28 protein-coding genes, 1 tRNA gene and 2 pseudogenes are annotated in these 25,687 nt (G+C 70.6%); 9 read left to right on the forward strand and 22 right to left on the reverse strand.

Going from position 1 to position 25,687, the window contains the following annotated elements; all coding sequences use genetic code 11:
* Positions 1-9: 9 nt before the first annotated feature.
* From ACLQ29_RS07755 to ACLQ29_RS07805, 11 genes and pseudogenes are all read right to left on the reverse strand, one after another.
* Entirely contained in the window at positions 10-456 is a 447-nt protein-coding gene (locus tag ACLQ29_RS07755) for a pilus assembly protein TadG-related protein (RefSeq protein WP_425770953.1), read from the reverse strand.
* Positions 453-920, reverse strand: a complete 468-nt coding sequence (locus tag ACLQ29_RS07760; protein ID WP_425770954.1) for a TadE/TadG family type IV pilus assembly protein — start codon at positions 918-920, stop codon at positions 453-455. Before ACLQ29_RS07760 ends, ACLQ29_RS07755 begins: the two co-directional genes overlap by 4 nt.
* Positions 917-1,363 (reverse strand): TadE family protein, encoded by a 447-nt coding sequence (locus tag ACLQ29_RS07765; RefSeq protein ID WP_425770955.1) that lies wholly within the window; start codon positions 1,361-1,363, stop codon positions 917-919. The genes ACLQ29_RS07760 and ACLQ29_RS07765 overlap by 4 nt, the downstream gene beginning before the upstream one ends.
* 5 nt (positions 1,364-1,368) lie before the next feature.
* Entirely contained in the window at positions 1,369-1,605 is a 237-nt protein-coding gene (locus ACLQ29_RS07770) for a hypothetical protein (RefSeq protein WP_425770956.1), read from the reverse strand.
* 25 nt (positions 1,606-1,630) lie between these two features.
* Positions 1,631-2,500 (reverse strand): type II secretion system F family protein, encoded by an 870-nt coding sequence (locus ACLQ29_RS07775; RefSeq protein ID WP_425771242.1) that lies wholly within the window; start codon positions 2,498-2,500, stop codon positions 1,631-1,633.
* 58 nt (positions 2,501-2,558) lie between these two features.
* Positions 2,559-3,505: pseudogene (locus ACLQ29_RS07780) on the reverse strand (type II secretion system F family protein).
* Positions 3,466-5,007, reverse strand: a complete 1,542-nt coding sequence (locus tag ACLQ29_RS07785) for a CpaF family protein (protein ID WP_425770957.1) — start codon at positions 5,005-5,007, stop codon at positions 3,466-3,468. Before ACLQ29_RS07785 ends, ACLQ29_RS07780 begins: the two are co-directional and overlap by 40 nt.
* Entirely contained in the window at positions 4,997-5,797 is an 801-nt protein-coding gene (locus ACLQ29_RS07790; protein ID WP_425770958.1) for a ParA family protein, read from the reverse strand. Before ACLQ29_RS07790 ends, ACLQ29_RS07785 begins: the two co-directional genes overlap by 11 nt.
* 2 nt (positions 5,798-5,799) lie before the next feature.
* Positions 5,800-6,459, reverse strand: a complete 660-nt coding sequence (locus ACLQ29_RS07795) for an SAF domain-containing protein (protein ID WP_425770959.1) — start codon at positions 6,457-6,459, stop codon at positions 5,800-5,802.
* Positions 6,456-7,415, reverse strand: a complete 960-nt coding sequence (locus tag ACLQ29_RS07800; protein WP_425770960.1) for a hypothetical protein — start codon at positions 7,413-7,415, stop codon at positions 6,456-6,458. Before ACLQ29_RS07800 ends, ACLQ29_RS07795 begins: the two co-directional genes overlap by 4 nt.
* A complete protein-coding gene (locus ACLQ29_RS07805) occupies positions 7,409-7,975 on the reverse strand; it encodes a hypothetical protein (protein ID WP_425770961.1) in 567 nt (188 codons plus the stop codon). The genes ACLQ29_RS07800 and ACLQ29_RS07805 overlap by 7 nt, the downstream gene beginning before the upstream one ends.
* Before the next feature lie 730 nt (positions 7,976-8,705).
* Between ACLQ29_RS07805 and ACLQ29_RS07810 the strand changes: the two genes are divergently transcribed.
* On the forward strand, positions 8,706-9,380 hold the full coding sequence (locus ACLQ29_RS07810) for a prepilin peptidase (RefSeq protein ID WP_425771243.1): 675 nt from the start codon (positions 8,706-8,708) through the stop codon (positions 9,378-9,380).
* Between the two features lie 25 nt (positions 9,381-9,405).
* On the opposite strand, the gene ACLQ29_RS07815 is transcribed toward ACLQ29_RS07810, so the two are convergent.
* Entirely contained in the window at positions 9,406-10,035 is a 630-nt protein-coding gene (locus ACLQ29_RS07815; RefSeq protein ID WP_425770962.1) for a phosphatase PAP2 family protein, read from the reverse strand.
* Between the two features lie 193 nt (positions 10,036-10,228).
* Here ACLQ29_RS07815 and ACLQ29_RS07820 point away from each other — a divergent pair.
* A pseudogene (locus ACLQ29_RS07820) lies at positions 10,229-10,498 on the forward strand (glycosyl hydrolase family 65 protein); the annotation flags it as partial.
* 35 nt (positions 10,499-10,533) lie between these two features.
* On the opposite strand, the gene ACLQ29_RS07825 reads toward ACLQ29_RS07820, so the two are convergent.
* Positions 10,534-10,998 carry a hypothetical protein gene (locus ACLQ29_RS07825; protein ID WP_425770963.1) on the reverse strand — a complete coding sequence of 155 codons (465 nt, stop codon included), beginning with the start codon at positions 10,996-10,998 and terminating at the stop codon, positions 10,534-10,536.
* Between the two features lie 173 nt (positions 10,999-11,171).
* Between ACLQ29_RS07825 and ACLQ29_RS07830 the strand changes: the two genes are divergently transcribed.
* Entirely contained in the window at positions 11,172-12,335 is a 1,164-nt protein-coding gene (locus tag ACLQ29_RS07830) for a low temperature requirement protein A (RefSeq protein ID WP_425770964.1), read from the forward strand.
* On the opposite strand, the gene ACLQ29_RS07835 is transcribed toward ACLQ29_RS07830, so the two are convergent.
* Positions 12,319-12,966 (reverse strand): TetR/AcrR family transcriptional regulator, encoded by a 648-nt coding sequence (locus tag ACLQ29_RS07835; RefSeq protein WP_425770965.1) that lies wholly within the window; start codon positions 12,964-12,966, stop codon positions 12,319-12,321. The two genes, ACLQ29_RS07830 and ACLQ29_RS07835, sit on opposite strands and share 17 nt — an antisense overlap.
* An 80-nt stretch (positions 12,967-13,046) precedes the next feature.
* On the opposite strand from ACLQ29_RS07835, the gene ACLQ29_RS07840 reads away from it, so the two are divergent.
* A complete protein-coding gene (locus ACLQ29_RS07840) occupies positions 13,047-13,997 on the forward strand; it encodes an alpha/beta fold hydrolase (protein ID WP_425770966.1) in 951 nt (316 codons plus the stop codon).
* 10 nt (positions 13,998-14,007) lie between these two features.
* Here the strand turns inward: ACLQ29_RS07840 and ACLQ29_RS07845 are convergent, their stop codons facing one another.
* The 3 genes from ACLQ29_RS07845 to ACLQ29_RS07855 are packed head-to-tail and all read right to left on the reverse strand — an operon-like array spanning position 14,008 to position 15,616.
* Positions 14,008-14,403 (reverse strand): hypothetical protein, encoded by a 396-nt coding sequence (locus ACLQ29_RS07845; RefSeq protein ID WP_425770967.1) that lies wholly within the window; start codon positions 14,401-14,403, stop codon positions 14,008-14,010.
* Positions 14,404-14,408: 5 nt separating this feature from the next.
* Complete coding sequence (locus tag ACLQ29_RS07850) at positions 14,409-15,323, reverse strand: class I SAM-dependent methyltransferase (RefSeq protein WP_425770968.1); 915 nt, start codon at positions 15,321-15,323, stop codon at positions 14,409-14,411.
* The gene (locus ACLQ29_RS07855) at positions 15,323-15,616 is read right to left on the reverse strand and encodes a hypothetical protein (protein ID WP_425770969.1); all 294 of its coding nucleotides are present in this window, start codon (positions 15,614-15,616) and stop codon (positions 15,323-15,325) included. The genes ACLQ29_RS07850 and ACLQ29_RS07855 overlap by 1 nt, the downstream gene beginning before the upstream one ends.
* A 56-nt stretch (positions 15,617-15,672) precedes the next feature.
* On the opposite strand from ACLQ29_RS07855, the gene ACLQ29_RS07860 reads away from it, so the two are divergent.
* Positions 15,673-16,317: a TetR/AcrR family transcriptional regulator gene (locus tag ACLQ29_RS07860; RefSeq protein ID WP_425770970.1), complete on the forward strand. Its 645-nt coding sequence runs from the start codon at positions 15,673-15,675 to the stop codon at positions 16,315-16,317.
* A gap of 35 nt (positions 16,318-16,352) precedes the next feature.
* Here ACLQ29_RS07860 and ACLQ29_RS07865 read toward each other — a convergent pair whose 3' ends face one another.
* A complete protein-coding gene (locus ACLQ29_RS07865) occupies positions 16,353-17,225 on the reverse strand; it encodes a LysR family transcriptional regulator (protein WP_425770971.1) in 873 nt (290 codons plus the stop codon).
* 130 nt (positions 17,226-17,355) lie between these two features.
* Here ACLQ29_RS07865 and ACLQ29_RS07870 point away from each other — a divergent pair, with 130 nt between their 5' ends.
* Positions 17,356-17,961, forward strand: coding sequence for a dihydrofolate reductase family protein (locus tag ACLQ29_RS07870; RefSeq protein WP_425770972.1), 606 nt, complete (start codon positions 17,356-17,358; stop codon positions 17,959-17,961).
* A gap of 89 nt (positions 17,962-18,050) precedes the next feature.
* Positions 18,051-18,608: a GNAT family N-acetyltransferase gene (locus tag ACLQ29_RS07875; protein WP_425770973.1), complete on the forward strand. Its 558-nt coding sequence runs from the start codon at positions 18,051-18,053 to the stop codon at positions 18,606-18,608.
* An 87-nt stretch (positions 18,609-18,695) separates the two neighbouring features.
* On the opposite strand, the gene ACLQ29_RS07880 is transcribed toward ACLQ29_RS07875, so the two are convergent.
* Together ACLQ29_RS07880 and ACLQ29_RS07885 are read right to left on the reverse strand one after the other, a co-directional pair.
* On the reverse strand, positions 18,696-20,732 hold the full coding sequence (locus tag ACLQ29_RS07880; RefSeq protein ID WP_425770974.1) for an ABC transporter permease subunit: 2,037 nt from the start codon (positions 20,730-20,732) through the stop codon (positions 18,696-18,698).
* Positions 20,729-22,159, reverse strand: coding sequence for an extracellular solute-binding protein (locus ACLQ29_RS07885; protein ID WP_425770975.1), 1,431 nt, complete (start codon positions 22,157-22,159; stop codon positions 20,729-20,731). Before ACLQ29_RS07885 ends, ACLQ29_RS07880 begins: the two co-directional genes overlap by 4 nt.
* 230 nt (positions 22,160-22,389) lie before the next feature.
* Here ACLQ29_RS07885 and ACLQ29_RS07890 point away from each other — a divergent pair, with 230 nt between their 5' ends.
* The gene (locus tag ACLQ29_RS07890; RefSeq protein WP_425770976.1) at positions 22,390-22,542 is read left to right on the forward strand and encodes a hypothetical protein; all 153 of its coding nucleotides are present in this window, start codon (positions 22,390-22,392) and stop codon (positions 22,540-22,542) included.
* A 96-nt stretch (positions 22,543-22,638) separates the two neighbouring features.
* On the opposite strand, the gene ACLQ29_RS07895 is transcribed toward ACLQ29_RS07890, so the two are convergent.
* Complete coding sequence (locus tag ACLQ29_RS07895) at positions 22,639-23,409, reverse strand: IclR family transcriptional regulator (protein WP_425770977.1); 771 nt, start codon at positions 23,407-23,409, stop codon at positions 22,639-22,641.
* 216 nt (positions 23,410-23,625) lie between these two features.
* On the opposite strand from ACLQ29_RS07895, the gene ACLQ29_RS07900 reads away from it, so the two are divergent.
* Entirely contained in the window at positions 23,626-24,894 is a 1,269-nt protein-coding gene (locus ACLQ29_RS07900) for an acyltransferase family protein (protein ID WP_425770978.1), read from the forward strand.
* Between the two features lie 654 nt (positions 24,895-25,548).
* On the opposite strand, the gene ACLQ29_RS07905 is transcribed toward ACLQ29_RS07900, so the two are convergent.
* Positions 25,549-25,623 (reverse strand) — tRNA-Lys (locus ACLQ29_RS07905).
* Positions 25,624-25,687: the final 64 nt, after the last annotated feature.

The raw sequence follows: 25,687 nt of genomic DNA on the forward strand, positions 1-25,687 counted from the left end.
CCTTCCTTCCTACGGTGCTGCTGCGGTGATGGCGCGCGCGGTCGCGTCGCCGGTGACGGTGACCGACTTGTCGCCGACGAAGGGTCCGAGCATCGAGCGGTTGTAGGTGATCGTGACGGTGACGCGGATCAGGGTCTCCCCGGCGACCTCGGGGAAGCTCACGGTGTGGCCGCTGGTCCCCCCGGCGGCGGCCAGGTAGTTGGCGACCGCCACCACCGCGTCGTCCCTGTCGATCCGGGTCGGCCGGCCATCGATCGCGGCCGCCCGGTCGATGGCCTGACCACCGGCGCGGGCCGCCTCGGCGGCGAGATTCTCGGCATGTTGCAGGGTGCGGAGCTGGCCGGCGCCGTCGAAGGAGAGACCCACGATGGCCAGCACGCCGATCATCGTCACCGCCAGGAAGATGCTCACCCGGCCGTGTTCGCCCGAGCGGGGACGCCGGACATCCGCGGTCATTCTCGGCCCCGGTAACGGTCCAGTGGTGAGGTGAAGGTCGCCTCGATCTGCCGCTCGCCCGGCATGCCGGGCAGGACGTCGAGCGAGATGTCCCGGAACGACACCAGGCAGACGAGTGTCACCGTCACCGTCGCGTCCGCACCGATCCCGCTGGTGAAGGCGTCGTCGAACGGGGTGGGACTGCCGCCCACCCTGGCCGTGAGTTCCGGCTCCAGATCGTTGGCGCAGGCCAACCCGCGCCAGTCCAGCTGATCCTGGACGGCCTTCAGCGCCGCTTGCCGGGCCGTGACCGAATCCCGGGAGATCGACGCGGCGCGGGCGGCGTCGTGTGTCGCGGCGTCGATCGCCTCCGCCGCCACGGCGGTACGCCCGACGACGCCGGCCAGCACCATCAGCGCGATGAACGCGGGGGCGAGCACCGCCACCTCGATGGAGACCGAGCCCCGCTCGGCGGTGCGGTTCATGGCTCGGTCACCCGCTCCACCGTTCCGTGGGCGGTCTGCCGTATCGCGAAGTCCACGCCTGGCACCACCGACAGGGACCTGCCGTGCACCGTGCAGGTGACCTCGATCTCGTCGATGATCGCGCAGGTCGGGCCGGCGCTGTCCCAGCCCACCAGCCAGCCGCCGGCGGCCTGGAGGAAGTGGGTCGCGCTGTCCACGCCGGCACCGTTGGGCGCCTGGTACGACCGTTGTGCGTTGACACCGCTCTGTGCGGCGTGCAAGGCGGTCGAGCGGGCGAGGAAGACGGCCGCGACCTGGATCGAGGCGAAGAGCAGCACCAGGATCAGCGGCATCATCACGGCCAGCTCCACCGGGTTGGCACCCCGCTCCCGGTCGCCACCCGCGAGGCGACGCCGGGTGGCGGTGACCACCCGGCGCCACCCGGGGAACGCGGCTCGACGCATCCCGGCTACCCGCCCGCGCCTTCGCCGGCGCCGGGGGCGGTGCCGCCGCCTGGGTGGTTCGGGATGCCTGTCATCCAGTTGTCGGCCTTGGTCAGGGCCAAGGCGGTGACGGCGATGGCGACGGCGACCAGGCCGGCGATGATCACCGCGGTGGGCACCGGGCTGTCACCGCGCTCACTGTCGCGGCGCAGCTCGGCCAGGCGCGTCGTCAGCACGACGTGCAGGTAGCTGAGGATGGACATGGCGTTCTCCTTCAGGGGGAGGGCTTCAAACACGGGCGACGAACGGGTAGAGAACGAAGCCGAGCAGCACGAAGACCAGAAGTGCGCCCGGGATGTCGAGTCGGCTGGTCACTCCCTCGGCGCGGGCGAGGTTGTCGGTGCGGATCTGGTCGCGCAGCGAGTCGGCCCGGCTGCGCAGGGTCTCGTGCACCTGTGCCCCCTCGCTGCCGGAGGAGCGCATGATCGCGCCGACGTCGCCCAGCTCCGGGATGCCGATCTTGTCGGCGAGGTCGCGCAGCTCGTCCCAGGGCGCGTGCATCTGCATCTGGGCGATCCGCAGCGACTCCTGGAGCCGGTCGAACACCCAGCCGTCGCAGACCGCCGCGGCGCGCTCCAGCGACTGCACCGGCCCGTGCGCGGCGGAGAGCTGCAACGCCACCAGGTCGAGGTAGGTGCAGACGGCGGCGCGGAACTCGTCCCGGGCGGCCTCGGCCTTGGTCAGGACGGCCCGGTGTGCCAGCAGCCCGCCGATCAGTGCCAGGCCGAGGCTGCCGAGCACAGGTACGACGAGCGGAAACGAGACGCCGAGCACCAGCAGCGCCACCCCGAGCAGGGTCGGTGTGGCCAGCCCGATCAGTGCGGAGAGCAGCACCGACAGCGCGTACTGCTCGGGAGTCTGGCCGATCAGGGCGAGCTGCCGGTGCGGCGGTCGCAACCAGCGGGACAACCCGGTCAGCGAGTCCAGTCGCCGAGAGGCGGGTGTGGCGGCCCGGCCGGTGCCCGGTGGCTGGTGCAGCCGGCGCAGCGCCGGCCCGAGCGCCGGGGTCGCCGGCGCCAACTCCCGGACCACCAGGAACACGCCCAGCCCGATGCCGGCGCCACCACAGACCGCCGTGGCGAGCTGCCAGTTCAGCATCATGGGAGCCGCCTTTCGTTCGCGACTGCGGCGCTCCGCTGCGCTGCACTCCTCGCGCTCACGCGATCACCTCGGCGGGGTCGGGCGCCGGCAGGAACCGGGACGGCCGCTGCGGCTGGCTCATCGACCGCACCCAGGCCAGCAGGCCGATGAAGGCCGCGCCGAGGGCGGCCATCACCACCTGACCCACCGGCGAGCCGTACGGCTCGATGTACTCGGCGTTGAGCAGCCCGTACGCCAGGGTGGCCAGGGTCATTCCGGTGAGGAAGCGGACCGCGAACCGGGGTTGCGTCCGCTTGGCCTCGATCTCCCGGCGGGTGGCCACCTCGGCGGATGCCGCGCCGGCGATGGAGCCCAGCACGTCACCCAGCCGCTCGCCCCGGTCCGAGAGGTGCAGGATCAGCGCCGCGACCACCTGGTCACCGACCGGGTCGGCGATCTCGTCGGCGAACGCCAGCAGCGCGGATCGGGCCAGCCAACCGGCCTGTAGGCGGGCGGCGAGCAGTCGTACCTCGTCCTCGATGCCGGGTGGCACGCTGCCGATCGTGCCGATGATCGACTGTTGGAGGCCCTGCCCGGTGCCGGAGACGTCCTTGAGCCGGCGGGTCCACTCGCCCACCGCCTCGATCCGGGCGATCGCCCTCTGCTCGGCCCGGCCCACCCCGAACAGCCACGGGGTGCCGGGCACCGCCACCGCCACCAGCAGGCCCACCACCGGCAACCCGGTCAGCAGGAACGCCAACGCGCCGGCACCAAGCGCGGCGACGAGCAGCGTCTGGTAGGCCCGCTGCTCGGCCACCGTGGCGCCCGGCCCACGCCACAGTCGACCCAGACCCGGCCCGGCTCCCGGACGAGGCCCGGGTGGCCGGTGGGTGCCGACGAGCGCGACCACTGCCAACAGCAACCCGGCCACACAGGCGGCCCCGGAGACCACCGCGATCAACTCAAGGCTGGCCAGCATCAGGTCACCGCCGGGCCAGTCGGGTCTGCCGGGGGCGTCGCCAGGCGCCGGCGCCAGCCTCCACCCACCGGGTCAGCAACCGCACGTCGTAACCCACCCGCAGCAACTGGTCGCGGACCCGCTCCGGCAGGTGCCGGGGGACCGCCCGACCGTCCGGGCCGGGCCCGAAGACCGTGGTGGTGGTGATCCGACCGGCCTCACCGGCCCCGATCACCTCCTCCACGTGGGAGACGAACCGGTGTTTTCGCCCGCCGATGGCGGTCTCGTCCTCGATGGTGACGTAGACGATCAGGTCGAGGGCGTTGCCGGCCATCCGGCGGGCCTGGTCGACTGTCATCTCGCGGCCGTGTGCCAACGCCAGCTCGACGATCCGTTCGCCAACCCCGGCGGCCGTACGGGCGTGGATGGTGCACATCGAGCCCCGGCTGGTGGTCATCGCCTGGAGCATCGGCACGATCTCCCGGGACCGCACCTCACCCACGATGATCCGCAACACGCCCATCCGCAGCGACAGGGGGATCAGGTCGGCGATCGTCACCTCACCGGCCGGACGGCCGTCGAAGCCGCGCTCCCCGTGCCCCTCCCGGGCCTCGAAGCTCATCACCGCCCGGTGCCGCTCCCGGCGGCGGGCCGGCAGCAACTCGCGGCTCTCCTCCAGCAGCACGTACGGCTCGTCGGGCGGGATCTCGTTCATCAACGCCCGGATGATCGTGGTCTTGCCGGCGCCGGCCAACCCGGCGACCATGATGTTCAACCCGGCGCGCATCGCCGCGCGCAGGAAGTCGCGCAGCAGCGGATCGATCATCTCGTCGAGGTCACCCCGGGTGCCCGCGATGTCGTCGAGGCTCACGTCCAGCGTGTTGTGCTTGCGGATCACGGCGTACGGGCGGTGGCTGACCAGGAACACCGCCGCCAGCCGGCTGCCGTCGGGCAGTTGCAGGTCGAGGGTTGGCTTCACGGTGGACAGCGACCGCTCGGTCGCGCCCGCCCGGCGGGCCGCCGCCTGGAGGATCTCCACCAGTTCGGCGTCGCTGTCGGCGATCGGCTCGGCCCAGTCCACCCCACCGCCGTGCCTGGTGATGCGCACCTGGTCGCAGCCGAGGATGTGCACCTCCTCGATGGTGTCGTCGACGAGCAGCGTCTGTAGCCGACCGAGCCCCACCAGCTCCGCGGTCACCTGGTCGAGCAGCAGACGCTCGTCACCGGCAGCCATCGGGGTGCCGGCCCGGCGGACGAAGTCCGCGTACTGGGCGACCACCGTGACGGCCAGCCGGGCTCGTTCGGTGTCCTCCTCGTCGGCGCTGAACTCCCGGCCGCGCTGCCACAGGGTGAGCCGTTCGGTGAGTTCCCGGCGTAGCTCCCGGACCACCTGGAAGTCCATCCGGGGTCGCGGCGCCGATGCCGTCGGCGGTGTGGCGGCGGGCGTCGGCTGCGGCGTCGGCACGGACTGTTGGTGCCGGCCGTTCGACCCGGCCAGCGGCGGCTCGGTGGAGGTCGCGCCCGGTGGCTGCTGGCGAGGATCCGTGGAGACCGGCTCAAACCGCATCCGGAACCCCCTGCTGCGCGGGCCACGCCAACCGGGCCTGCCGCCGGTCCAGGAGCGCGCCGATCGGCACCTCCAACGCGGCGGCCGCGCGCATCAGCGGCCGTCCGGTCCGCACGGTCCCGCCCAGGGCGAGCACCCCGGCGGTACGCGGATCGTGTGGCAGCCGTGCGATGACAGGCAGTTTCAGGGCGCGGCTGATCTCGGCTCGCCCGTGTCCGCCGCCGACCAGCAGCAGCCGCAGGGTGCCGGGCGGCACCCGGTGCTCGGCGAAGTCCCGTTCGATCGCGGTGACCACCGCGCGGGTGCCGGAGAGGTCCGGCAGGTGCGCCCGGGTCACCAGCAGCACCACCGAGGCCGCCCGCAGCACCGGCCACGGTGGTCCGGTCACGTGCAACCGGCCGCAGTCGACCAGGACGTCGTAGCCGGGAGTGCCACGGTCGAGGGCTGTGAAGTAGTCGGCGAACCGCTGCCAGAGCGGGGTGACGCTGCCGCCCTGGGCCGGGTCGACAAGCCCGGGCAGCAGCAGTCGTTCCCGGCGGGGAGCGTCCAGGTCGACCAGTTGTGACCAGAACGCGGTCTCCAGGTTGCCGTCGCGCAGCTCCCCGACGGCCAGTTCACCGATGCCGCGGGGGCCGTCCAACTGGCCGCCGAGGTAGCCGGCGAGGATCGAGCCGCCGGCCGGGTCGCACTCGGCGAGCACCAGCCGTCGGTGCCAGGCCAGGGTGCAGGCCAGCGCGGAGGTCGTGACGCCGGGCGAACCCTTCGCCGACACCAGCGCGATGATCGCCATGCTCAGGCCGCTTCGGTCAGCACGACGGCGATGCGCGCCTGCGCGGTGAGGGCCACCACCGCGGGCACGTCCCGGGTGGGCAGCGCCAGGTACAGCACCTTGGCGTCGTTGGCCGGGCTGACCATGTCGATCACGGTGGCCGGGAACCTGGTGCTGACGGCGGCCGGGTCCCCGTTGGTGCTGCGGTCCGGGGTGCTGATCAGCAGCACCTTGTCCCCGGGATGCAGTTGCCGAGCCGGCACCTGGGCGGTCTTGAGGCCGAGCGCGATCTGCTGCTGGTCGGGGCCGAGCAGCGGATCGGCGGTGACCTGCCCCAGGGTGAGCAGGGTGCCCGGGACCAACTTCACCGCGGCCCGTTTGCCGACCACCTCGTTTAGCCGGCCGGCGGGCACCGGGCGCAGCCCGTGACCGCCGGCGACCTGCACGGTGACCAGGTCGGCGGCGCTGATCTCCCGGCCCACCTCCACCGGCCGGGCGACCGCGAGATAGCTGCCGGTGGCCCGGACCGAGGTGACGGCGAACGCCGCGCCGAGCCCGCCAAGGGCGATCAGGAGTACGGCGAGGCCGAGCAGCCCTGGGCGGACCCGACGTTGCCGGACCACCTTGGGCGGGTTGACAGGTGCGTCGACCGATCCGGTTCCGTTGCGCGTCGCGAGGCTCATCGGGTCACCACCTGGAGTTCGTTGATCTGGATCCGCACGATGCCGCTGTTCCGGGTCACCAGGATCTCTCCGCTCTCGCCACCGCCGTTCCAGGTCACCTTCCAGTGCGTGGTGGCGGTGACGTCGTAGGTGTCGGCCTTCTGGTAGCCCTTGTGGTAGCCGCAGGTCGGGGAGGTGCGGCCGGCGAGGTTGTCGTCAGTCGCGTCGTACGGGGTGCCGGCGCCGGCACAGGTCACGTGGTCGCCGTTGCCCATGTCCCAGACGATCCGGTCGACCGCCGCCGTGATGGTGACGGTCACGCCCCGATCGGTCGCCCTGGCGGGGATCGGGCCGAAGTAGTCGGCACGCTTGTCGGACCACATCCACACCGGCAGGCCGACCAGGCCGGGGCCGTTGTCCTTGCGGGGCGCGACCGCCAGCGGCGCCGGCTTCAGCGTGATCGTCGCCAGGGCGCGTCGGGCCAACTCCTCCGGATTGGGCGGCGCGCCGAAGCCGGGCGGCTCCTCCCGCAACACCACGGTGATGTTGCCGATGTCGTCGCCGCCGTTGCAGGTCCGCACGTACCAGTGCTGACCCTCGGGTGCCTCCCGCTGCGGCTCGGCCAGCTCGTAGTAGCAGCCGTCGCCGCTGTTGAACCAGCCTTTGAGATCGTCGTAGCAGGGGACGGTCCGCCCTTCCCACCGGCAGACGCCACCGCCGCCGCCACCGCCGTCATCGTCGTCGCCGCCGCCGTTGTCGCCGCCGCCGCCCGGGTTGCCGGGTTCGTCGTCCCAGACGCTGCAGTCGGGCTGGTCGGGCGGGCAGCTGGCCCCGGGGCCGGCGCGCCGAGCCGCGGCGGCCGGCACTGTCGTTCCGACCACCAGGAGGAGCGCGAGCCCGATCCCGGCGAAGGCCCGCCGCGCTGTCGAGGCCCGGAGGGTACGGGCCGGAGCGTCCCCTCCTGCCCAGGTCAGCACGGCTGCTCCCGGTGCGACGCGCCCGAGTTGATCAGCCAGCGACCGTCGGGATACCGGGTCGCCGTGGCGGTGGAGAGGTGCCTGCCGCCCCCGCTGCCCGGGACGACACGCTTGTCCTTGGCGTAGACCAGCCGGTAGCCGGTCAGGTCCAGGCAGTCCTGGATCTCGACGGTGGCCGGATTCGCGTCCAGGCTCACGGCGGTCACGGTCGGGTCCGACTTCAACGTCCCGGTACGCACGGCACCGTGCTCCTTAGCGTCGCGAATGGACAATTGCACACGGGTCAGAAGTGGATCAGCGAGAAATCGGGACAGTTCCGGCGCGCGCGGATCGCTGCGTCCACTCGCCGTCCGCGAGGCCGCCAAATAACCGGCGTACGCGTCGAGCGCCGCCTTTTCGGCAGCGTGTCGTTCCCCGTCGGGAGCTGCCCGTTGCCCGTCGTCCTGGGCTGCCGCCGGCCTTTCGACGGCCTCCTGCCCGCTGACGCAGGCGGTGACCGGCATCGCCGCCACGACCGCCAGCAGGCAGATCGCCGCTCGTCTGAGCTGCCGTCCGCGCACCGTCGAGCCTCCTCGTGGTCGCCCGGCGTGGTGACGGATCACCGCCGCAGGGCATGCGGAAGCGCGCCCGGATCAGCACATCCGGAGCCGATCATTGCGCTTCCGCATTCACCGTTACGGATCTTCTACAAATGCAGGTCCTGTGTCCTCGGGTGGTTAAGGTGAGGCTTGCGTCACACCCAAGGGGCGAGCATAGGCTGACGCTCGCCGATGCAACAGAGGCAATTCAACCGAACACTCTGCGTGATGAAGGGTGGTGGTGGCGGGTGCCCGCGCTACGTCCGGCGCAATTGTGGCGCGAGCGATCGTCAGTGGCCGGGCGGCGTCGCGCCGGATCGGCCCGGCGCAGTCTCGTCACCGGCCCTGAGAGGGGGACATCGCGGCCTCATCCCGGCATCCCGGCGGGGTTGTCGACCTGTCGACGACAGGTCCCGCCCGACGGGGCGCCCGGCTTCGATCCGGTGGAGGGCGCCCTGCGGTGGTCGGGTGGGCAGGTCGCTTTCCGCGCCATCCGCCACACCGCAGCGATCGTTCCATCACGATCCGTGTTGGCCATCCCGGGGCGACCCCTGTGCGCATTGGCGGGGACATGGCGCTGACCGGCCCCCCCGCGGCCGCCCCCGGTCGGGAAAACCCACCCGATCGGAGCCCGGCGGCACCCGCCGCGGCCGTGGCTCGCGTGCGGGTCCCGACCGTGCTCGCGTTCCTCACGGTCGGCCCGCTGCTGCGGATGGCCGCGCTGCGCTACGCCGTACCCCCGGGCCTGCCGGACCGGACCGGCTGCGACGCCTGCGGCGCCCCGGTGAGCCTGACCCGACCCTGGCCCGCGCTGGGCCCGGCGGCCCGGTGCGGGCGCTGCCGCGCACCTGTCGGCCCACCGCCGGGCACGGTCGAGCTGGCCGGGCTCAGCGCGGTGCTGCTGCTGGCACTCGTCGGCCCGTCGGGCGGGGCGCTGCCGGCGCTGGCCTGGTGGCTCGGCTGGACGATCCCGGCGGTCTTCGTCGACCTGGCCGTGCACCGGTTGCCGGATCGGCTCACCCTGCCGGCGGCGGCCGGTACGTGGCTGCTGCTCGGCGTCGCCGCCGTCCTTGCCGGCGAGCCGGGGCCGTGGCTGCGGGCTGCCGTCGGCGGCGCGGGGCTGGCGCTGTTCTTCGCCAGCACCACGCTGCTGCTGGGCCGCCGCGGCTTCGGGCTGGGTGACACCAAGCTGGCGCTCGGTGTGGGGGCGCTGCTCGGCTGGTACGGCTGGCCGGTGCTGCTGCTCGGGCTACTGCTCGCCTTCGGGCTGTCCGCGCTGGTGAGCGTGGGCCTGCTGGCCACGCGTCGGGCCCGCTGGAGCACGCACCTGCCGTTCGGCCCGTTCCTGCTGCTCGGCACGGTAGGCGCGCTCCTACTGACCAACTGACGCGAACCGTGGACGGCGCGGAGGGTCACTGGCGGGTGCGGCTCGCCAGTTTCGGGACCGGGCGCTCGGCGCGGTCGGTTCGACGGCGTAGCGCCTCGGCGGCCGGGCGGGCCAGTAGCGGGGTTGCCAGCACGGCGACCAGCGCACCGAACAGCACGCCCGCGATCACGTCGTGCGGGTAGTGCACGCCCACGAAGACCCGGGAGAAGGCGCCCAGCGCGGCCAACGGCAGCGCGACCAGGCCGAGTCGGCGGGAGAGCAGGAGCGTGGTCACCGCCAGCGCGCCGGCGATCGTGGCGTGGTTGCTGGGGAACGACCAGTCGCCCGGGGGCGGGCAGGCGCCCGCGATGATCGCGCGCCCGACCGTCCGGCAGGGGCGGTCCTCGTCCACCACGGTCTTGAACCATTCGCTGCCGGCGTACGCGAGCAGCGCCGGCAGGGGCGCGACCAGGGCGAGGGCCCGGTCGTGCGGTCCGCCGGACCGACGGGTCAGCGCGGCCAGCACCAGCAGCGCGCCGAGCAGCAGGATCACCCCCTCGGTGGCGTGCCCGACGAACCACTGCACCGGCTCTGGGCTGCTGGCGGCGGCGTCGACGACATCGCGGTACCACTCAGCACTGATCTCCGGAACGTCCATGCTGCCGTTGGCGGCCATGCATCACCTCACCTCACGTTCATACCTTGTTCATCTCCGGGACACCCTAGGAACGCGGCAGCGGGTAGCGGAGCAGTCGAAGGTCGGTCGGGTCTCCTGACCTTCGTCCAGGGTTCGTTCAGCCGGATCTGCTCGGCTTGTCGAGGACGTCGGCCATGCAGCTCTGCCCCGGTGAGTTCAGCGGCTCTCCTTCGATCCCCGGCTGCCGCGACGGATCGACCGGATGGCGTTCAGCCTGCGCTGGCGTGGCCACCGGCTGCGAGTCACTGTGCCGCCGACCGAGGCCCGCTACGAGCTGCCCGGCACCGGCCCGGATGCCGAGGTCGAGCTGTGGCACCACGGTGAGTCGCTGCGGATCACCGAGGCCGAGCCGGTCACCCGGCCGATGCCGCAGGTGCCCGATCCCGGGCCGGAGCCGCCCTCCCCGCCCGGTCGCCGCCCCACTCGCCGCTCGGCCGGCTGAGCCACACCGGCCCGGCTCGGGTTCGCGCGGAGGGCTCAGGTCGGCCCGGGGTGGCCGGCCATGCGCTCGCGCACGGCCTCCAGCGCCTCGAAGGCGTACGCCCAGTTGTGGCACTTGAAACTGCGCAGGCCGTCGATCGCGGTGTGGCAGTCGGAGCAGCGCACACCGGCGATGGCTGCCGGGATCTCGGTGTTGACGTACTTGCGCTCACCGAGGATGACGGTGGCGATCATGGCCTTGTCGTGCAGGCCGGAGACTGCCGACGAGACGATGTCGTACCAGGTGACCCGCCGGCCGCACTTCGGGCAGTCGGGTTCGTCGCCGCTGACCCAGAGCGGGGCGCCGATGCTGCGCGCCGGCATGCCGAGCAGCTTTTCCAGCCGCCGGACGTCCGACTCCGGGGTGGTCCAGCGGTGTCGGCCGGGCAGTGCCGCGGGCGAGTCGTACACCGCGCGGAACAGGTCGTGGTCGACCTGCACGGTCTCCCGCTGAACGGTCATCGTCGTCCCCCTCGTTGAGTCGGTGCCCCCACCGTGGTCAGCGACGACTGTGGGTGCTGCCGGATCAACGACACGAGGGGTCGGCGGGTCGTCCCCGCTGACCCGCTTTCGCCTCCGGTGGCCCACCCGAGGTGGTACGACGGACGCAGGGCGGGCCACCGGGAGGAGCGCCGATGGCGAGCAGGCCCGAACAAGTGCTGCGGGGCGATGACGCACCGCTGAGCGCCTCGTTCCTGGAGCTGTTCTTCGACCTGGCGTTCGTGCTCGCCCTCAGTCAGCTCGCGGAGCATCTGCTGCACGACCTCACCCTGCCCGGGGTGCTGCGTACCGCCCTGTTGTTGGCCGGGGTGTGGTGGATCTGGGTGACCACCACCTGGTTCGCCGACTGGTACGACCCGGACAGCCCGTGGGTCCGGTGGCTGCTGGTCGGTGCCTCGCTGGGCAGCCTGCTGGCCGGGGTGGCGATTCCGCAGGCGTTGGACGGGCGGGGCCTGCTCTTCGCCGGTGCGTACGTCGCGGTCCACATCGCCCGGGGCGCGGTGACCGCGTTCGCGCTGCGCGGTCACCCTCGACAGAAGAGGGCGCTGCGGATCCTCTGCTGGTTCAGCGTCTCCGCCGTGCCGTGGCTGGTCGGTGGGCTCCTGCCGGAGTGGCGGGTGCCGCTCTGGCTGTTCGCTCTCGCGATCGACTTCACCGGCCCACGAATCGGCTGGCCCACTCCCCGGCTGGGACGGACGTCCCGGCAGGAACTACGTCTCGCCAGCGAACACTTCGCCGAGCGGTACCAACAAATCATGATCATCGCGCTCGGCGAACTCGTCCTGGTCGCCGGTCTCTCGTACGCCGGTACCCACCTGGACCCCCCGCAGACCGCCGCCTTCCTGCTGGTCTTCGCCGCCGCCGTGCTGATCGGTCTGCTCTACGTGACGCCTGCCGGTCAGCGCCTGGGGCCGGCCATCGATCGCGCCGACCCAGCCCGACTCGGTGTCATCACCGGCTACCTGCACCTCGTGATGGTCGCCGGGTTGGTGGTCACCGCCGTCGGGGCCGAACTGAGCATCGCCCACCCCACGAAGGCGAGTGACCTGACGTCGGCCGTCGTCATCCTGGGAGGTCCGACGCTGTTCCTTCTCGGGCGGACCCTGTTCTCGGTGGCGATCCACCGGCGACTCTCCTGGCCCCGGGTCGCCGCCCTGTTCGTGCTGTCCGGTGCGGCGGTGGTCCTGCGGCTGCCGCTGCTGGCGGTCAGCGCGGTCGCCACCGGGGTGGTGCTCACGGTGGTCGTCCTGGACCACGCCGGCATCCGCTCCTATCGCCGGATCAAGAATCCTGACTAAAGTCAGGAGTATGGGCTCCGGGCTCATGCGGCCCTCGGCCATCAGTGGCAGCGGGGGGCGCCGGGGAGGGGTTACGGGCGGCGGCTGCGGCGACGGTTGCCAGGTCTTGGCTCGAGAAGCCGGTGCGGCTCAGCACCGCCAGGGATTTGTTCGTCGCCAGCGTGCACAACGCCAACTCTGCCGCCTCCTGCTCACCGGCCCCCGCCGCCAGCAACGCCTGCCGCAGCATCGCCCGCAAACCGTCGATCATGGCGCGGACCATCGCCTGACTCTCCGCGTCGAGGGCCGGAAACTGCGTTGCCGACACCGTGAGCAGGCAGCCATCCGGGACCGACGGGTCGGCGATGCGGTTCAGGGTGACCTGCAGGTAGGCAGCCACAACGGCGCTCGGGCTCGGGTGGGGGCCGGACAGCGCCTGCTCGTACAGCGGGTGGTAGGTCTGCGCGTACCGCTGGAGGCTTTTGCGGAAGAGGGTGCTCTTGTCGCCGAAGGTGCCGTAGAGCGAGCCCCGGCCCAGGCCCGTGCCCTCGGTGAGGCGATCGATCGACGTCTCCGAATAGCCCCAGCGCCAGAAGACGTGCATCGCGCGTCGTAGTGCCTCGTCCACGTCGAATTGCTTGCGGCCCGCCATGGTTCGTCAGCCTACACATCTTGTACTGATCGTTCCAAAGGTCTTGTACTGATCGTTCCAACATGCGTAGGGTGGCCGACATGACAAACCTGAGTTCGCTACGGCTGCCCGACGGGTTCACCGACGTCTTCACCAGTCGCCTCGTGGAGGTGAACGGGCTACGGCTGCACGCCGTCACCGGCGGGGACGGCCCGCCGCTGCTGCTTGTCGGCGGGTGGCCGCAGACCTGGTACGCCTGGCGGCACGTGATGCCCGCGCTCGCCCGGGCGCACACCGTCGTCGCCGTCGACTCGCGCGGCGCCGGGCTCTCCGACAAGCCCGACGACGGTTACGACGCCGGCACCCTCGCCGTCGATCTGGTCGCCCTGATGGCCGCGCTCGGGCACGACAGGTTCGACGTGGTCGGCCACGACATCGGCATGTGGACCGGATACGCCCTCGCTGCCGACCACCCCGAACGGGTGGACCGGCTCGCCGTCGTCGACGCCATCATCCCCGGCCTCACGCCGACCCCGTCGGTCTTCAGCCCGGCCGCGGTCAACCAGCGGCTCTGGCACTTCGGCTTCAACCGGCTCACCGACCTCAACGAGGAACTGGTCCGGGGGCGGGAGCGGCTCTTCTTCGGCTACCAGTTCGCCAAGAAGGCCGCCACCCCGGACGCGATCCCCGCTTACGCCGTGGACGTCTACGTCGACGCGATCGTCGCGGACCCGCGCGGGCTGCCGGCGAGCTTCGCGTACTACCGGGCGCTGGACGAGACGATCGCACAGAACGAGCAGCGCAGGAAGACCCGGCTGACGCTGCCGGTGCTCGCCGTCGGCGGGGCGCGGTACAGCGGCGCGGCGCCCGCCGAGACGATGCGGCTGGCGGCCGACGACGTCACCGGCGTGATCGTCGACGACTGCGGCCACTACGTGGCCGAGGAGCAGCCCGTGCGGTTCACCGAGATCCTGGAGGACTTCCTCGTGGCAACCGGTAGCGCTCGCTTTCGAGAAGCAGGTGAAGCACCGACGGCCCGCGCTGTCCGGTGATGCGGGGCGACTACAGCCGCTCGAAGCTCTCCATGCCGGCGATGTCCAGCACCTCGGTCCGGGTCGCCGGGCATTCCTGCCGGGTCTGGTCGTCGATCTGACGGCCGGTCGGCACGGGGCCCTGCAACTCGTACCAGGAATAGAGATTCACGGTGAGGTTGGCCATCGCGCCCGTCTCGGACCCGATCCCCTTCAGGGTCGGCAACTGGCCGGCCAGGTAGGCGCACACCGCCTTCGCCGACACCGGCGTGGAGCCGCCGGCCGGAGGGGATCCGGCCGCGCCGGACGGGGCGGCGGTCGCGGTAGGGCTGTCCGACGCCACAGTCCCGGGCTCGGGCGCGGGGGTCGCGGTACATGCCGTCGTGGCCACCACGAGGCAGACGGTCGGCGCGAGCAAACGGATCATCGTTCTCATTCGGTTTCGTCCTGACGTGGTTGGTGGTGGGTGGCGGATGGGTTGCCAGCCCCGACGGAGTGGGCGGCGACGAGCCAGAGGCCGGTGGGCAGCCGGTAGCCGACGCCGGGCGAACGGAAGCGGTCGAGTAGCCGGGCGACCCCCGCCCGGGCCGCGGCCTGCCCAGCCGGCGGAGCCGCCCGGTACGCCGCGCCGGCCGGGCCGACCTCGACGAGCCATTCGGCCACCGCGTCGGCGTCGTCCGGAGCTTCCAGGGCGACATCGCACGGCGTGACCGTGACGGCGGTGAAGCCGGCGTTGGTGAGGATCCGGACGAGCCGCGCCGGGTCGGCGAACGCGAACGGGCCGGGCTCGTCACCGACCGGGAGCGGTGGTAGCGGCCCGAGATGCGGTGCGGCGCCGAGCATCGCCGCGGACAGCCACGGGTTGACGCCGCTGTCGCGGAAGACTGTCGCCGCGAGGCGCCCTCCCGGGCGCAGTGATCGCCGGATCGTGCGGCAGCCGGCAACCGGGTCCGCCAACAGCATCAGTGTCATTCGCGCGAACGCCGCGTCGAACGGGGCGCCCGGTGCGACATCGGCAGTCTCGATGTCGGCCACGTGGAACTGGACGCCCGGGTAGCCGTCGGCGGGGAACCGGCGTCGAGCGGCGGCCACCATCGCCTCGTCGATGTCGACACCGATCACCGCGCCGGTCTCGCCGACCGCGGCGGCGATCTCGGCCGTGGTGCCGCCGCAGCCGCAGCCCACGTCGAGGATTCGTTCGGCGGGTCGCGCGGCCAGTCGATCCATGGCCGCTGCGCCCAGCGGTCGACCGGTCTCGTCCTGCCGATCGGCGTGGCGAATCCAGCCAGCCGCCGCCCCCGCCCAGAAAGCGGCGCCGCGGGCCCGCAGGCTGGCGGTGTCGGCCATCAGAACGGCATCTCGGCACCGTCGACGCTCACCGAGCGGAAGTGAGCCGCCTTCGTCGGGTCGAAGCCGTCCTCCTGCGCCGCCAGGCCAGCAGCCCGGACCAGCCGTTCGGACTGGAACCGGCGGAATGCCGCCTCGTCCTGCCAGATGTTGATGATCCGCCAGCCGTTCTCTGCCGGCCCGGCGACATGGGCGAGGAGGCCCGGCGGTCGGTCCGGTCCGAGGTGTCGCTCCACCTGCCGGTATTCCGCCTCGCTGACACCGGGCATCTCCTGCAACACACCGAACGGCATGGCCGTCCCCTCTCGATAGAGCGAAACTCTATCCAATAGAGCACTACAGTCGAGAGGTGGTTGTCAAGAGACGTTATGACTCTTCCCGCCGACAGGAGCAGGCCCGACAGACCCGGCGGGCGATCCTCGAGGCGGCTGGCCGGCTGTTCGTCGACCCGGGCTACGCGGCCACACCGCTGACCGCCGTCGCGGTGGAAGCCGGCGTCGCGGTCCAGACCCTGTACGCGGTGTTCGGCAGCAAGCGGCAACTGCTCTCCCAGTTGGTCGACGTCACACTGGCCGGCGACGACGAACCGGTGGCGCTGCCGGACCGGCCCTTCGTCGCCGAGATCCGCGCACTCGCCGACCCCCGAGCCAAGCTCTCCCGCTACGCCCAGCACCTGGCCGAGGTCAACGCCCGGCAGGCGCAGGTGATGCTCGCGCTTGCCGGCGCGGCCACCGCCGATCCAGATGCGGCCGAAATCTGGCGCAAGAACGTCGACGACCGCCGCCGCGGCATGGCCATGTTCGCCGCCGAACTCGTCGGCACCGGAGGCGTACGCCCCGACCTGGGCATCGACCAGGTGGCCGACGTCCTCTGGTTGGCCCAGGACGTCCGCAACTTCGACTGGCTCGTCCGGCAACGCGGATGGGAGATCGAGCAGTACCAGCGGTGGTACGTGGACACCGTCAGCGGCGCGATCATCGCCGGCGCCGAATAGCGTCCGGCCGGCTCCGTGGCGTTGCTGACCTCCGGCTACCTGAGGCGGTGTGCGCTGTCGGCGAACGAGCGGATCAGCTCCGTCTCGTTGCCGGTGCGCCAGATCAGGCCCCACCGGCCGGGCCGGGCGTCGCGAATCGGCACGTACGCGATGTCCGGCCGCGCGTAGTAGCGGGCGGCGTGGGCGTGGACCGGTGAGACGGCTTCGCCGGTGACGAGAATCGGGATCATCTCCTGGAAGTTGGAGACGGACGGGCCGATGCGGATCAGGCGCCCACTCGGTGTGCGCAGGGGCACCAGGATCTCCCGCCAGTAGTCCGGCCGGGCCCCGCCCATCACCGTCACGTCTGCCAGGTCCTCATAGCAGACCGACTCACGGGTGGCGAGCGGGTGGCTCGCCCCGACTGCCAGCACGATGGGTTCGGTGTAGATGAGCGGGCCGACGGTGAGGTCCGGCTCCTGGACGGGCAACCACACGATCTGCACGTCGATGTCGCCGGCGCGTAGCTGACCGAAGGGGTCGCCGAAGTCGACGTGCCGGAGTTGCACCTCGCACTCGGGGTGGCCCTGTGCGAACGCGGTGAACAACTCGCGGAAGTCGTGCAGGTTGACGGCGATCGAGCCGACCCGCAGCACCCCGGTCCTGCCGCGTGCGGCGCGCCTGGCCCGATCCATCCCCTCGCACAGGCCCCGATACATGGGCTGGATGTCGTCGAAGAGCCGCTGGCCGATCGGTGTCAGTGCCACCCGTCGGTTGTTCCGCTCGAACAGGGCGGCGCCGATCCGCCGTTCCTGCTTCTTGATCGCCTGGCTGACCCGGGCCTGGGTCACGTGCAGTCGCTGCGCGGTGCGGGTGAAATGCAGCTCCTCCGCCAGGGTGAGGAAGATTTCGATGTCCCGAAGCTCCACCGCTTATCTCGTTTCGTGAATTAGCGAAGGGTTATGGCACGTTACCAGAAATGATCTTGTGGACGGGGTTGTCACCGCGCACGCTTGTCGACGTCGGAGCGAGGAACACGCCTCAGCCAAGGAGACGCTCGTGCGCAAGCTCGTCTACTACATCGCCGCCACCCTGGACGGCTTCATCGCCGGTCCGGACGGGGCCGACCCCACCGGCCCGGACGGATTCTGGCCCCTCCCGGACGACTACCTGCGCCACCTCGTCGCCGAGTATCCGGAGACCCTGCCCGGCCCGGCCCGGCAGGCGTTCGGCATCACCGACGAGGGCAGCCGCTTCGACACCGTCCTGGAGGGGCGGCACTCCTACGAGGTGGGTCTGCGGGCCGGCGTGACCGACGCGTACCCGCACCTGCGCCACCTGGTGTTCTCCCGCACGCTCGGCGGCAGCCCGGACCCGGCCGTCGAGGTCCTGGCCACCGACCCCATCGCCACGGTACGAGAGCTCAAGCGGCACGACGGCAAGGACGTCTGGGTGATCGGCGGCGGGGCCCTGGCCGGCGCCCTCTACCCCGAGATCGACACGTTGATCGTCAAGCTGGCCCCGTTGACCATCGGCGCCGGCATCCCGCTCTTCGGCCGCGACGCCGTCTTCGCACCGCGTACCTGGCGTCTGACCGACCACACCGTCCTGGACAGTGGCGCGCTCATCCTCACCTACACGCGCGCCCAGACCGGAAAAGAGTGAGCGGCGGTCCTGCCGCGCCGAACCTGTTCCCCCCACTCGGCGGGATAACGGCGCGCGGCGACTGCGGGCAGGGCTCTACGCTCCGCACCATGTTCGCGCCGGTGCAGATCGTCTCGGGTGGTCTGGAGATTCGTGAGTTCGGGCCGCAGGACGCCGCGCAGGTGGCGGCCTTCGTGGCGGCGGACGATCGGACGGCACTGCCGCCAGGCTCACCGCAAACCGTCGCGGACGTCAACGAGTGGATGACCGGGATCGTGCGCCGGCGGCTGGACGGCGACGGTGTGCTCCTGGCGCTTGTGGACGTGGCCGGTGGCGAGATCGTCGGCAGCATCGGGTTGCGTGACGTCGACTGGAAGGCCGGACGCGGCGAAATCGGCTACGGGGTGCGGGTCAGTTGTCGTGGCCGAGGCCACGCGAGCACCGCGGCTCGCGTGGTCGGCCGGTGGGCGCTCACCGACGGCGGACTGCGACGTGTCCAGTTGCACGCCCGGCTCGACAACGTCGCTTCCCTACGGGTCGCGGAAAAGGCCGGATACCAGCGGGAGGGCACCTTACGGATGGCCGACTGGGATGGCGAGAAGGCACACGACCTGGCCGTCTTTTCGATGATCGGGACAGATGTCGAAGCGGGCGACGCCACTCGCTGATCCGCCGCAGGCGGGAGTCGTCGTGGGGTCTCCGGTGCCGGCCCGCTGGTGCCCGATCGGCACCAGCGGGCCCGCTCGTACGCTCGATCAGCCCTTCACCGCGCCTGCGGTGAGCCCTTCGGTGAGGAAGCGCTGCCCGAAGGCGTACATGACCACCACGGGGATGCTGACCAGCAACGACGCGGCGGCGAGTTGGCCTTGCGGCACCACATCTCCGGCGATCATCGACTGCATCCCCACGGGGAGCGTCTTGTACTCGTCCTTCGTGATGAACACGAATGCGAAGAGGAACTCGTTCCAGGCGTTGGTCAGGGTGAAGAGCGCGACCGCCAGCAGGCCTGGCTTGGCCAGCGGCAGCACCACCCGGCCGAACGCCTGGATGCGGCTGCAACCGTCGACGAGCGCGGCCTCCTCCAACTCGATCGGGATCGACGAGAAGTACCCCACCAGCAGCCAGGTGGCGAACGGCAGCGTGAAGGTCGGGTACGTCACCACCAGGGACCACAACGAGTCGGTCAGCCGGGCGCCGATGAGCATCTGGTACAGCGGGATGAACAGCAGCGCGCCCGGCATCACGTAGGTGAGCAGCACCGTGACGGTGAAGCCCTGCGCCCCGCGGAACCGCAGCCGGGCCAGCGCGTAGCCCGCCAGGGCGGCGCAGACAAGCGCCACGGCGGTCGACGCCGCGGACACCAGCAGGGTGTTGAGGTACCAGCGGCCGAACGGCTGGTTGTCGAACAGCGCGCCGAACTGCTCAAACGTCCACGGCGTCGGCCACAGGTCGTCGGTACGCATGACGACCTGGCCCTCGGACTTGAAGGCCGTGACGGCGATCCAGTACAGCGGGCCCAGCACGAAGAAGAGCAACCCGGCCAGCGCGGCCCAGGAACCCAGTCCCGATACCACTGACGACGACCGGCGACCGCCTCGGGACTGAAGGGTCGAGACGACCCGGCCGACCGCCGCGGCGATCAGCAGGATCACCCCGAGGACCACCGCCGCTTTCCAGAAGATCTGCGGTGAGGCCCAGGCCAGCAAACCAGTGACCAGCGCGGTGACGACCCACGGCAGGGCCTTCCGCGCAGTCGGAGCCCACCGCCGGGTCCCGATCCACCGTGCTGTCCGGCGTCGCCGGGGCAGTTTGATGTTTGTGTCCTGGCGCAACAACCGGACCAGGACGAACACCAGCCCGCCGATGATCGGCAGCATGACGAGCGTGACCGCCGCGCCCGCGCCGTACTGGAGTTGCAGGATCGCCTTCGAGTAGGCGATGAGCACGTACGGCGCGGTCACGTCGCCCGGGCCGCCCTGCGTCAGCAACCAGACGAGGTCGAAGTTGTTGAACGTCCAGATCGACGACAGGGTCACCGTCACGGTGATCACGTGGCGCAGTCCGGGCAGAGTCACGTTTCTGAACCGCTGCAACGCCGATGCGCCGTCGATTGTCGCCGCCTCGTAGAGGTCCGCCGGGATGGCCTTCAACCCCGCGAGGAAACACACGGTGAAGAACGGCACCCCCTTCCAGACGTTGACGAGGATCACCGATGGCATGGCCAGCGACGGGTCGGACAGCCAGCCCGCCGGCCAGCTGTCGACCAGGTGCGCGCTGGCCAGCAGCGGCCCGATCCCGGTGGCGGTGAGCAGCGTGTTGACGCTGCCGAAGATCGGGTCGAGCAGCGCGCGCCAGCTGAACGCCGTGACCACAGTCGGCACCACCCACGGCACCAGGAGCAGCCCGGCGAGCACGGCCCGCCCGCGGCGTCGATGGTGCAGCAGCAGGGCCGCGGCCAACCCCAGGACGACCTTGAAAACCTCGGCGTACGCGGTGAAGACGAACGAGTTCACCACGCCGGTGTGGAACTGCTCGTCGCCGGCGAGGGCGAGATAGTTGTCCAGGCCGACGAAGACGCTGTCCTGCCCGTGCCGTTCCGTGGTGCTGGTGACAATCGACCGGGCGATCGGCACGAGAACGAGTCCGCCGACCAGCACGGCCATCGGTGCCAGGAACAGTGCCGCCAGCCGCCAGTCACGCCCCAGCCGCCGCTGGACCGCCGTGAGGGAGCCGGGTCCCGACGGCGGGGATTTCCTCGCCGCCGGGACCCGCGCGGGACGGGTCGAGCTCACTGCCGCAGCCCCTGCTGGTTGAAGATCTGCACCATCTTCGCGTGGGCGGAACTCACGGCCTGCGCCGGCGCCGCTCCCTGCACGACCTGCTGCATCATGTCGGTGAGGACGTAGGCCGACCCCACCGCCTGCTGGCCCGCGCTGGCCTTCTGCGGGAAGGCCAGGCCGTTCTTCGTGTTCAGCGGCAGCTTCAGTTCAGTGATTCTGCGCAGCATGGGGAACGCCGCGTCGCCGCTCGTGAAGAACGGGTCGGCATCCCAGACCTTCTCCCAGGCGGGCATGACCAGGCCGGGCGCCTCCTTCGCCACCCCGAGCAGCGCGGGCGCGCTGACCAGGTACTGCGCCAGGAGCTTGGCGAGCGCCGGGTTCTTGGCGCCCTTGAAGACGACGAAGCCCTGCGACTGGCCGAGCAGCAGCGGATTGTCGGTCGCCGGCCCGATGCAGTCGGAGAACACGTGGGTGTTCGCGTGCACCGGGTTCTTCTTGGTCCGCGAGTCGGCATAGACGCTGAACTGGTTGCGGGTGTAGCCGAGGATTCCGGCGAGCCAGTTCTCGTTGTTGCTGGTGTCGGTCCAGCTCGCGATCCCCGGAGGCAGCATCGCCTTGTACTTGGAGTTGGTGTAGATGTCGCCGAGGAAGGTAACCGCCTGCACCGTCTCCGGGGAGTTGAAGGTGACCTTCCGGCCGTCGTTGGAGGCGATCGACCCGCCGTACGCGTTGATCAGCGCCTCGATCATGCCGTTGCCGTCACCGGACCGGTTCACCGTCATGCCCCAGCCGAACCGGCGCTTGGTCGGATCGGAGATCTCCAGGCACAGATCCCGCAGCTCCTCCCAGCTGTAGATGTCCTTGGGGGTGATGCCCTTGTCCTGCATCCAGTCCTTGCGCAGGAACGACCCGATCCCGATGAAGTGGTACGGGATCGCGAACCACTTGCCGTCGAAGACGCAGAAGTTCTTGGCCTCGGCGCAGGGCTCGCCGTACTTGGCGGTCAGCGCCGTCACCACGTCCGTGACGTCCTCCAGGTCACCCAGCGCCTGGAACTGCGCGACGAACCGTGAGTCGGTCATGAACGCCAGGTCGCGCGCCACCCCGCCCTTGACCTCGGCGTCGATCTTGGCCACCACGTCACCGGCGTCGGCCTGGACCAGGCTGTTCTCGATCTTCGTGCCGGTGGTGTCGGCGAACTTCTTGATCGAGCTGTCGAGTGCTTCGTTCGCGGCCGTCGAATAGAGCTTCTGCGACAGCATCCCCATCGAGGAGCCCTTCATCGCCGCCGCAGCGTCGATCAGCTCCTGCGGAACCTCCGGCTGCACCGTGCTCTTTGGCTCGGAGTCGCCCCCACACGCGGCCAGACCTGCCGCGCCGAGCACCCCCACCCCCATCCCGAGAAAGCCGCGCCGGGACCACGCCGGGTTGTCCTTCATGGACCATCGCCTCCATCGTTTCGGCACCGCTGGACGCCGAAGGAGTACATGGCGAACAGTGCGATGCTCGTGCTCCAAGGTGTGTCTCTGGTCGGCGACCGCGGGCACGTCGCCGCATCGATCAGTGCTATCGCGTACTCGTTGTCGGAGCTGGTGGGGTTGCCACGGTGGCGTCGGGCCCGCCCGTGCCGCCGTTCACCGTCGGAAGTCCGTTCGGGCACGCTCTGCGTGTGCGTCCGAGCGAGCCGTGGGAGAGATGTCGCGTGCCGCTCGCCGGGTGGCACGTCGAGGTTGAGGTGGTCGGCGTCCGGGCCGAGAAGGTGGCGCTGACGTTCCAGTTCGGCCGGGCCACGGGACCACCACCGTTCGAGATTTCGAACTGAGTTCGAGATACCGTATCGAGTGGTCGCGACGCTAGAGCAGCATTCTGACAGATGTCAATGTTTCGACGGTGTTTCGAACCGAAAGCGCGAGGCCGGCTATCGAGGCTGCGCCCGGTAGCCCATCCGTGCGGACAGTGCGGCGGCACCCTCGCGAACCAACCCGGTCCACCGCACGTGCGCCTGGGGCGTCCAGCGGATGATCGGCGCGGACAGACTCATCCCGGCGATCGTCGTACCGGAATGATCGCGGATCGCCGCGGCGACGCAGCGCATGGCGCTGTCCGACTCGCCGACGTCGACCGCGACGCTCTCCTCCCGGACACGTTCGAGATGGGCGCGCAGGCGGTCCGGGTCGGTGATGCTGTCCGGCGTCATGCCCGGCAGGTCGCCCGTCTTCAGGACCTCGTTGAGCGCGGCCTGGTCGAGGCCCGACAGCAGTACCTTGCCGACCGCTGTGCAGTGCGCCGGCAGTCGCCGCCCGACCGCGGAGACCATCCGGACCGGGTGGGTGCTGTCGAACTTGACGAGGTAGATGACGTCGGCCCCGTCGAGCACGGCCACGTGGACCGCCTCGTCGCACGCGGCCGCCACGTCCCGCGCGACGCACTGCGCCTCGCGGACCAGATCAAGGCGGCCGGCGAACGCCGCGCCGAGCTGGAACAGCGGCATGCCGAGCCGATACTGCACCGGCTGGCCCGGTACGGAGATCAGGTACGAGCGGGCCTCGAGCGTGACGAGCAGTTCGTGAACTGTGGTGCGGGGCAGGTCGAGCCGCTCCATCACCTGACGGGCCGACAGTTGGGGATGGTCCAGGAACAGTTCGAGGATGTCGAGTGCGCGGATGACCGCCGATACCACACGGGGCATGTCGATAGTCCCTTCGAAATGCCGGACCCGTGTCAGCGCGCCGCACACGGACCAGCACCTGAAGAGGATAACTGCGTCAACGCCGGTACGGGACGCGGCGACCAGCGCGCCGCCCGCTGTCCGGCCCCTCTGCCACGGCAGATGGAAGCCTGGCATTATGCCTGGAGCGCCAGCCGACCCTCGGTCAGGCCGATGCCCAAAAGGTGCCAGATCACGATGAATTCCCACAAAGAACGCATGCCTCGGGTCGAGTCACTGACCGGGCTGCGCTGGTTCGCCGCGTTCGCCGTGTTCCTGTTCCACGCGAACCAGATCATCAAGCTGCCCACGGTCTACGGCATCAAGCTCGGCGACTTCTTCCGATTCGGTGACGCCGGCGTCACGTTCTTCTACGTTCTTTCCGGCTTCGTGCTGACCTGGTCGTTCTCTCCCACGGTGGGCACCGGGACGTTCTACTGGCGCCGCTTCGCCCGGGTCTGGCCCGCGCTCGTGGTCAGCACCGCCATCGCCTGGGTCAGTTTCGACCAGGTCTGGCACGACTCCTGGAAGCGCACCCTGCTGAGCCTGTCGCTGACCGAGTCGTGGTTCCCTCCGGCGGCGCATCTCGTCGCCAACCCGGTGGCCTGGTCGGTCTCCTGCGAGGCCTTCTTCTACCTGCTCTTCCCGTTCGTCATCCGGCCGCTGCTGCGGCTGCGGCTGCCGGCGCTCGCGATCATCGCGGCGGCCGGCCTGTTCGTCGAGTGGGCGTACTGGTTCTTCGTGCAGGATCTGATCGACCCGAAGGAGTACTGGATCCAGCTCTCCTGGTTCCTCCGCTTCCCGCCGATCCGATTCATCGAATTCCTGCTGGGAATGATCGCCGCCGCCGCACTCCTCCGTGGCTGGCGGCCGAAACTCAATCTGTGGGTCGCCCTGTCCACGGTGCCCGCCTCGGTGCTGCTGCTGTGGTGGGGTGCGCAGCTGGGCTGGTGGGGTGCGCACTGGTCGCAGCAGGGCCTGGTGCCCGCCTGCGTACTGGTGGTGCTCGCGGCGGCGATCCGCGACATCTCCGGACGCCCCTCGATCTTCCGGAGCAAACCACTTGTCGCCCTCGGCGCCTGGTCCTACGCCTTCTACCTGGTTCACCTGTCGGTCATCTACTGGCTGATGGGCACGGTGAAGGCCGGCCCCGCGAGCTGGACGAACGTCAAGGTCCTCCTGATCTGGACGGTGCTGGGCATCGCCCTGGCCTGGGCCTGCTACCGCTGGGTCGAACACCCGGTGGAGAGGTACCTGCGCAATCTCTACCCCCGCCGGGTGCCGCCCGCGCCGCCGGCACCGTCCGCGCCGCCCGCACCGCCCTCGGCGCCCGCGGAGCAGGAGCCGCAGGCTTTGGTTGTCGCGGCTGAGCAGCCCACCGAAGTCGTCCTGACCGGGCGCGGGGTCGTGGGTCAGGAATTCGAGCCAGGCGTCTACCGGAGCACCGGGAGCTTCGACGCTCGATGACTCAGCCGACGCGACCGGCACTGAGGCTTCCACTCGCCGTCGGTCGGTCTGGGCTGGTTATGCCGCCGCCATCTGGGCCCTGCTGTTCGCCATTCGCGGCATCTTGCTGCCGACTGCTCGCAAAGAAGGGCGAGCAAGACCTGGTCGTGCTGGTCCTGTCCCTCATCGGCAAAGGGCAACACGACCGTGGCGTGGGCCTCGAAACCCGGTGGGATGGCGGCAGCGGCAGTCAGGCCCACCGACGTGCCAGCGGTAATCCAGGCAACCTCAGCGCCCGTCCCGATGCGCCACCTGCGGCCGTCCCTGGCCCTCGTGATCATCACCCCAGGTTAACGCTAGGTAGTGGCCCCTACCTGATTCTCCGCCGGGCGAACAACACTTCTCGTCGGGCAGTCGGCGACCTTGCACGAAGGCTGGTAGCCCCTAGTAAGGACCTGCGACCGCATCTCTGCGAGGGGTCGGGGGCGGAGCCCAAGGCATTTAGGCCGCAGCCGCCCACCAGAGCGGCCGACAGGTGCCCCGCCCGCTCACAGGGCTTTGCCGGGGTCGACTGATTGTGCCGCTGCGGACTCAGCAAGGACTGACCGAGTGGGTCTAGCCCGCGATGCGGTTCGTCATGGTCACCGGCAGGATCGACTGAGCAAAGCGCTTGTATGGTGGGCCGCCTGGGACTCGAACCCAGAACCTAAGGATTAAAAGTCCTCAGCTCTACCATTGAGCTAACAGCCCTCTGCGCTTCAGGCTACCCGACCACCTGCGCCCAGGTTGATGTCCGCCCCCCGGTCCAGACGAG

It is taken from the genome of Micromonospora sp. DT228 (genome assembly GCF_049841595.1).
Lineage (GTDB): Bacteria > Actinomycetota > Actinomycetes > Mycobacteriales > Micromonosporaceae > Micromonospora.

What these genes read in the sequence shown, in the direction of transcription:
- ACLQ29_RS07825 (WP_425770963.1), bottom strand. Translation starts at nt 10,998, where the DNA reads ATGACCGTTCAGCGGGAGACCGTGCAGGTCGACCACGACCTGTTCCGC.
- ACLQ29_RS07815 (WP_425770962.1), bottom strand. Translation starts at nt 10,035, where the DNA reads ATGGCCGCCAACGGCAGCATGGACGTTCCGGAGATCAGTGCTGAGTGG.
- ACLQ29_RS07785 (WP_425770957.1), bottom strand. Translation starts at nt 5,007, where the DNA reads ATGCGGTTTGAGCCGGTCTCCACGGATCCTCGCCAGCAGCCACCGGGC.
- ACLQ29_RS07850 (WP_425770968.1), bottom strand. Translation starts at nt 15,323, where the DNA reads ATGGCCGACACCGCCAGCCTGCGGGCCCGCGGCGCCGCTTTCTGGGCG.
- ACLQ29_RS07845 (WP_425770967.1), bottom strand. Translation starts at nt 14,403, where the DNA reads ATGATCCGTTTGCTCGCGCCGACCGTCTGCCTCGTGGTGGCCACGACG.
- ACLQ29_RS07840 (WP_425770966.1), top strand. Translation starts at nt 13,047, where the DNA reads ATGACAAACCTGAGTTCGCTACGGCTGCCCGACGGGTTCACCGACGTC.
- ACLQ29_RS07830 (WP_425770964.1), top strand. Translation starts at nt 11,172, where the DNA reads ATGGCGAGCAGGCCCGAACAAGTGCTGCGGGGCGATGACGCACCGCTG.
- ACLQ29_RS07895 (WP_425770977.1), bottom strand. Translation starts at nt 23,409, where the DNA reads ATGCCCCGTGTGGTATCGGCGGTCATCCGCGCACTCGACATCCTCGAA.
- ACLQ29_RS07875 (WP_425770973.1), top strand. Translation starts at nt 18,051, where the DNA reads ATGTTCGCGCCGGTGCAGATCGTCTCGGGTGGTCTGGAGATTCGTGAG.
- ACLQ29_RS07775 (WP_425771242.1), bottom strand. Translation starts at nt 2,500, where the DNA reads ATGCTGAACTGGCAGCTCGCCACGGCGGTCTGTGGTGGCGCCGGCATC.
- ACLQ29_RS07770 (WP_425770956.1), bottom strand. Translation starts at nt 1,605, where the DNA reads ATGTCCATCCTCAGCTACCTGCACGTCGTGCTGACGACGCGCCTGGCC.
- ACLQ29_RS07885 (WP_425770975.1), bottom strand. Translation starts at nt 22,159, where the DNA reads ATGAAGGACAACCCGGCGTGGTCCCGGCGCGGCTTTCTCGGGATGGGG.
- ACLQ29_RS07755 (WP_425770953.1), bottom strand. Translation starts at nt 456, where the DNA reads ATGACCGCGGATGTCCGGCGTCCCCGCTCGGGCGAACACGGCCGGGTG.
- ACLQ29_RS07900 (WP_425770978.1), top strand. Translation starts at nt 23,626, where the DNA reads ATGAATTCCCACAAAGAACGCATGCCTCGGGTCGAGTCACTGACCGGG.
- ACLQ29_RS07795 (WP_425770959.1), bottom strand. Translation starts at nt 6,459, where the DNA reads ATGAGCCTCGCGACGCGCAACGGAACCGGATCGGTCGACGCACCTGTC.
- ACLQ29_RS07790 (WP_425770958.1), bottom strand. Translation starts at nt 5,797, where the DNA reads ATGGCGATCATCGCGCTGGTGTCGGCGAAGGGTTCGCCCGGCGTCACG.
- ACLQ29_RS07855 (WP_425770969.1), bottom strand. Translation starts at nt 15,616, where the DNA reads ATGCCGTTCGGTGTGTTGCAGGAGATGCCCGGTGTCAGCGAGGCGGAA.
- ACLQ29_RS07835 (WP_425770965.1), bottom strand. Translation starts at nt 12,966, where the DNA reads ATGGCGGGCCGCAAGCAATTCGACGTGGACGAGGCACTACGACGCGCG.
- ACLQ29_RS07810 (WP_425771243.1), top strand. Translation starts at nt 8,706, where the DNA reads ATGGCCGCGCTGCGCTACGCCGTACCCCCGGGCCTGCCGGACCGGACC.
- ACLQ29_RS07765 (WP_425770955.1), bottom strand. Translation starts at nt 1,363, where the DNA reads ATGCGTCGAGCCGCGTTCCCCGGGTGGCGCCGGGTGGTCACCGCCACC.
- ACLQ29_RS07760 (WP_425770954.1), bottom strand. Translation starts at nt 920, where the DNA reads ATGAACCGCACCGCCGAGCGGGGCTCGGTCTCCATCGAGGTGGCGGTG.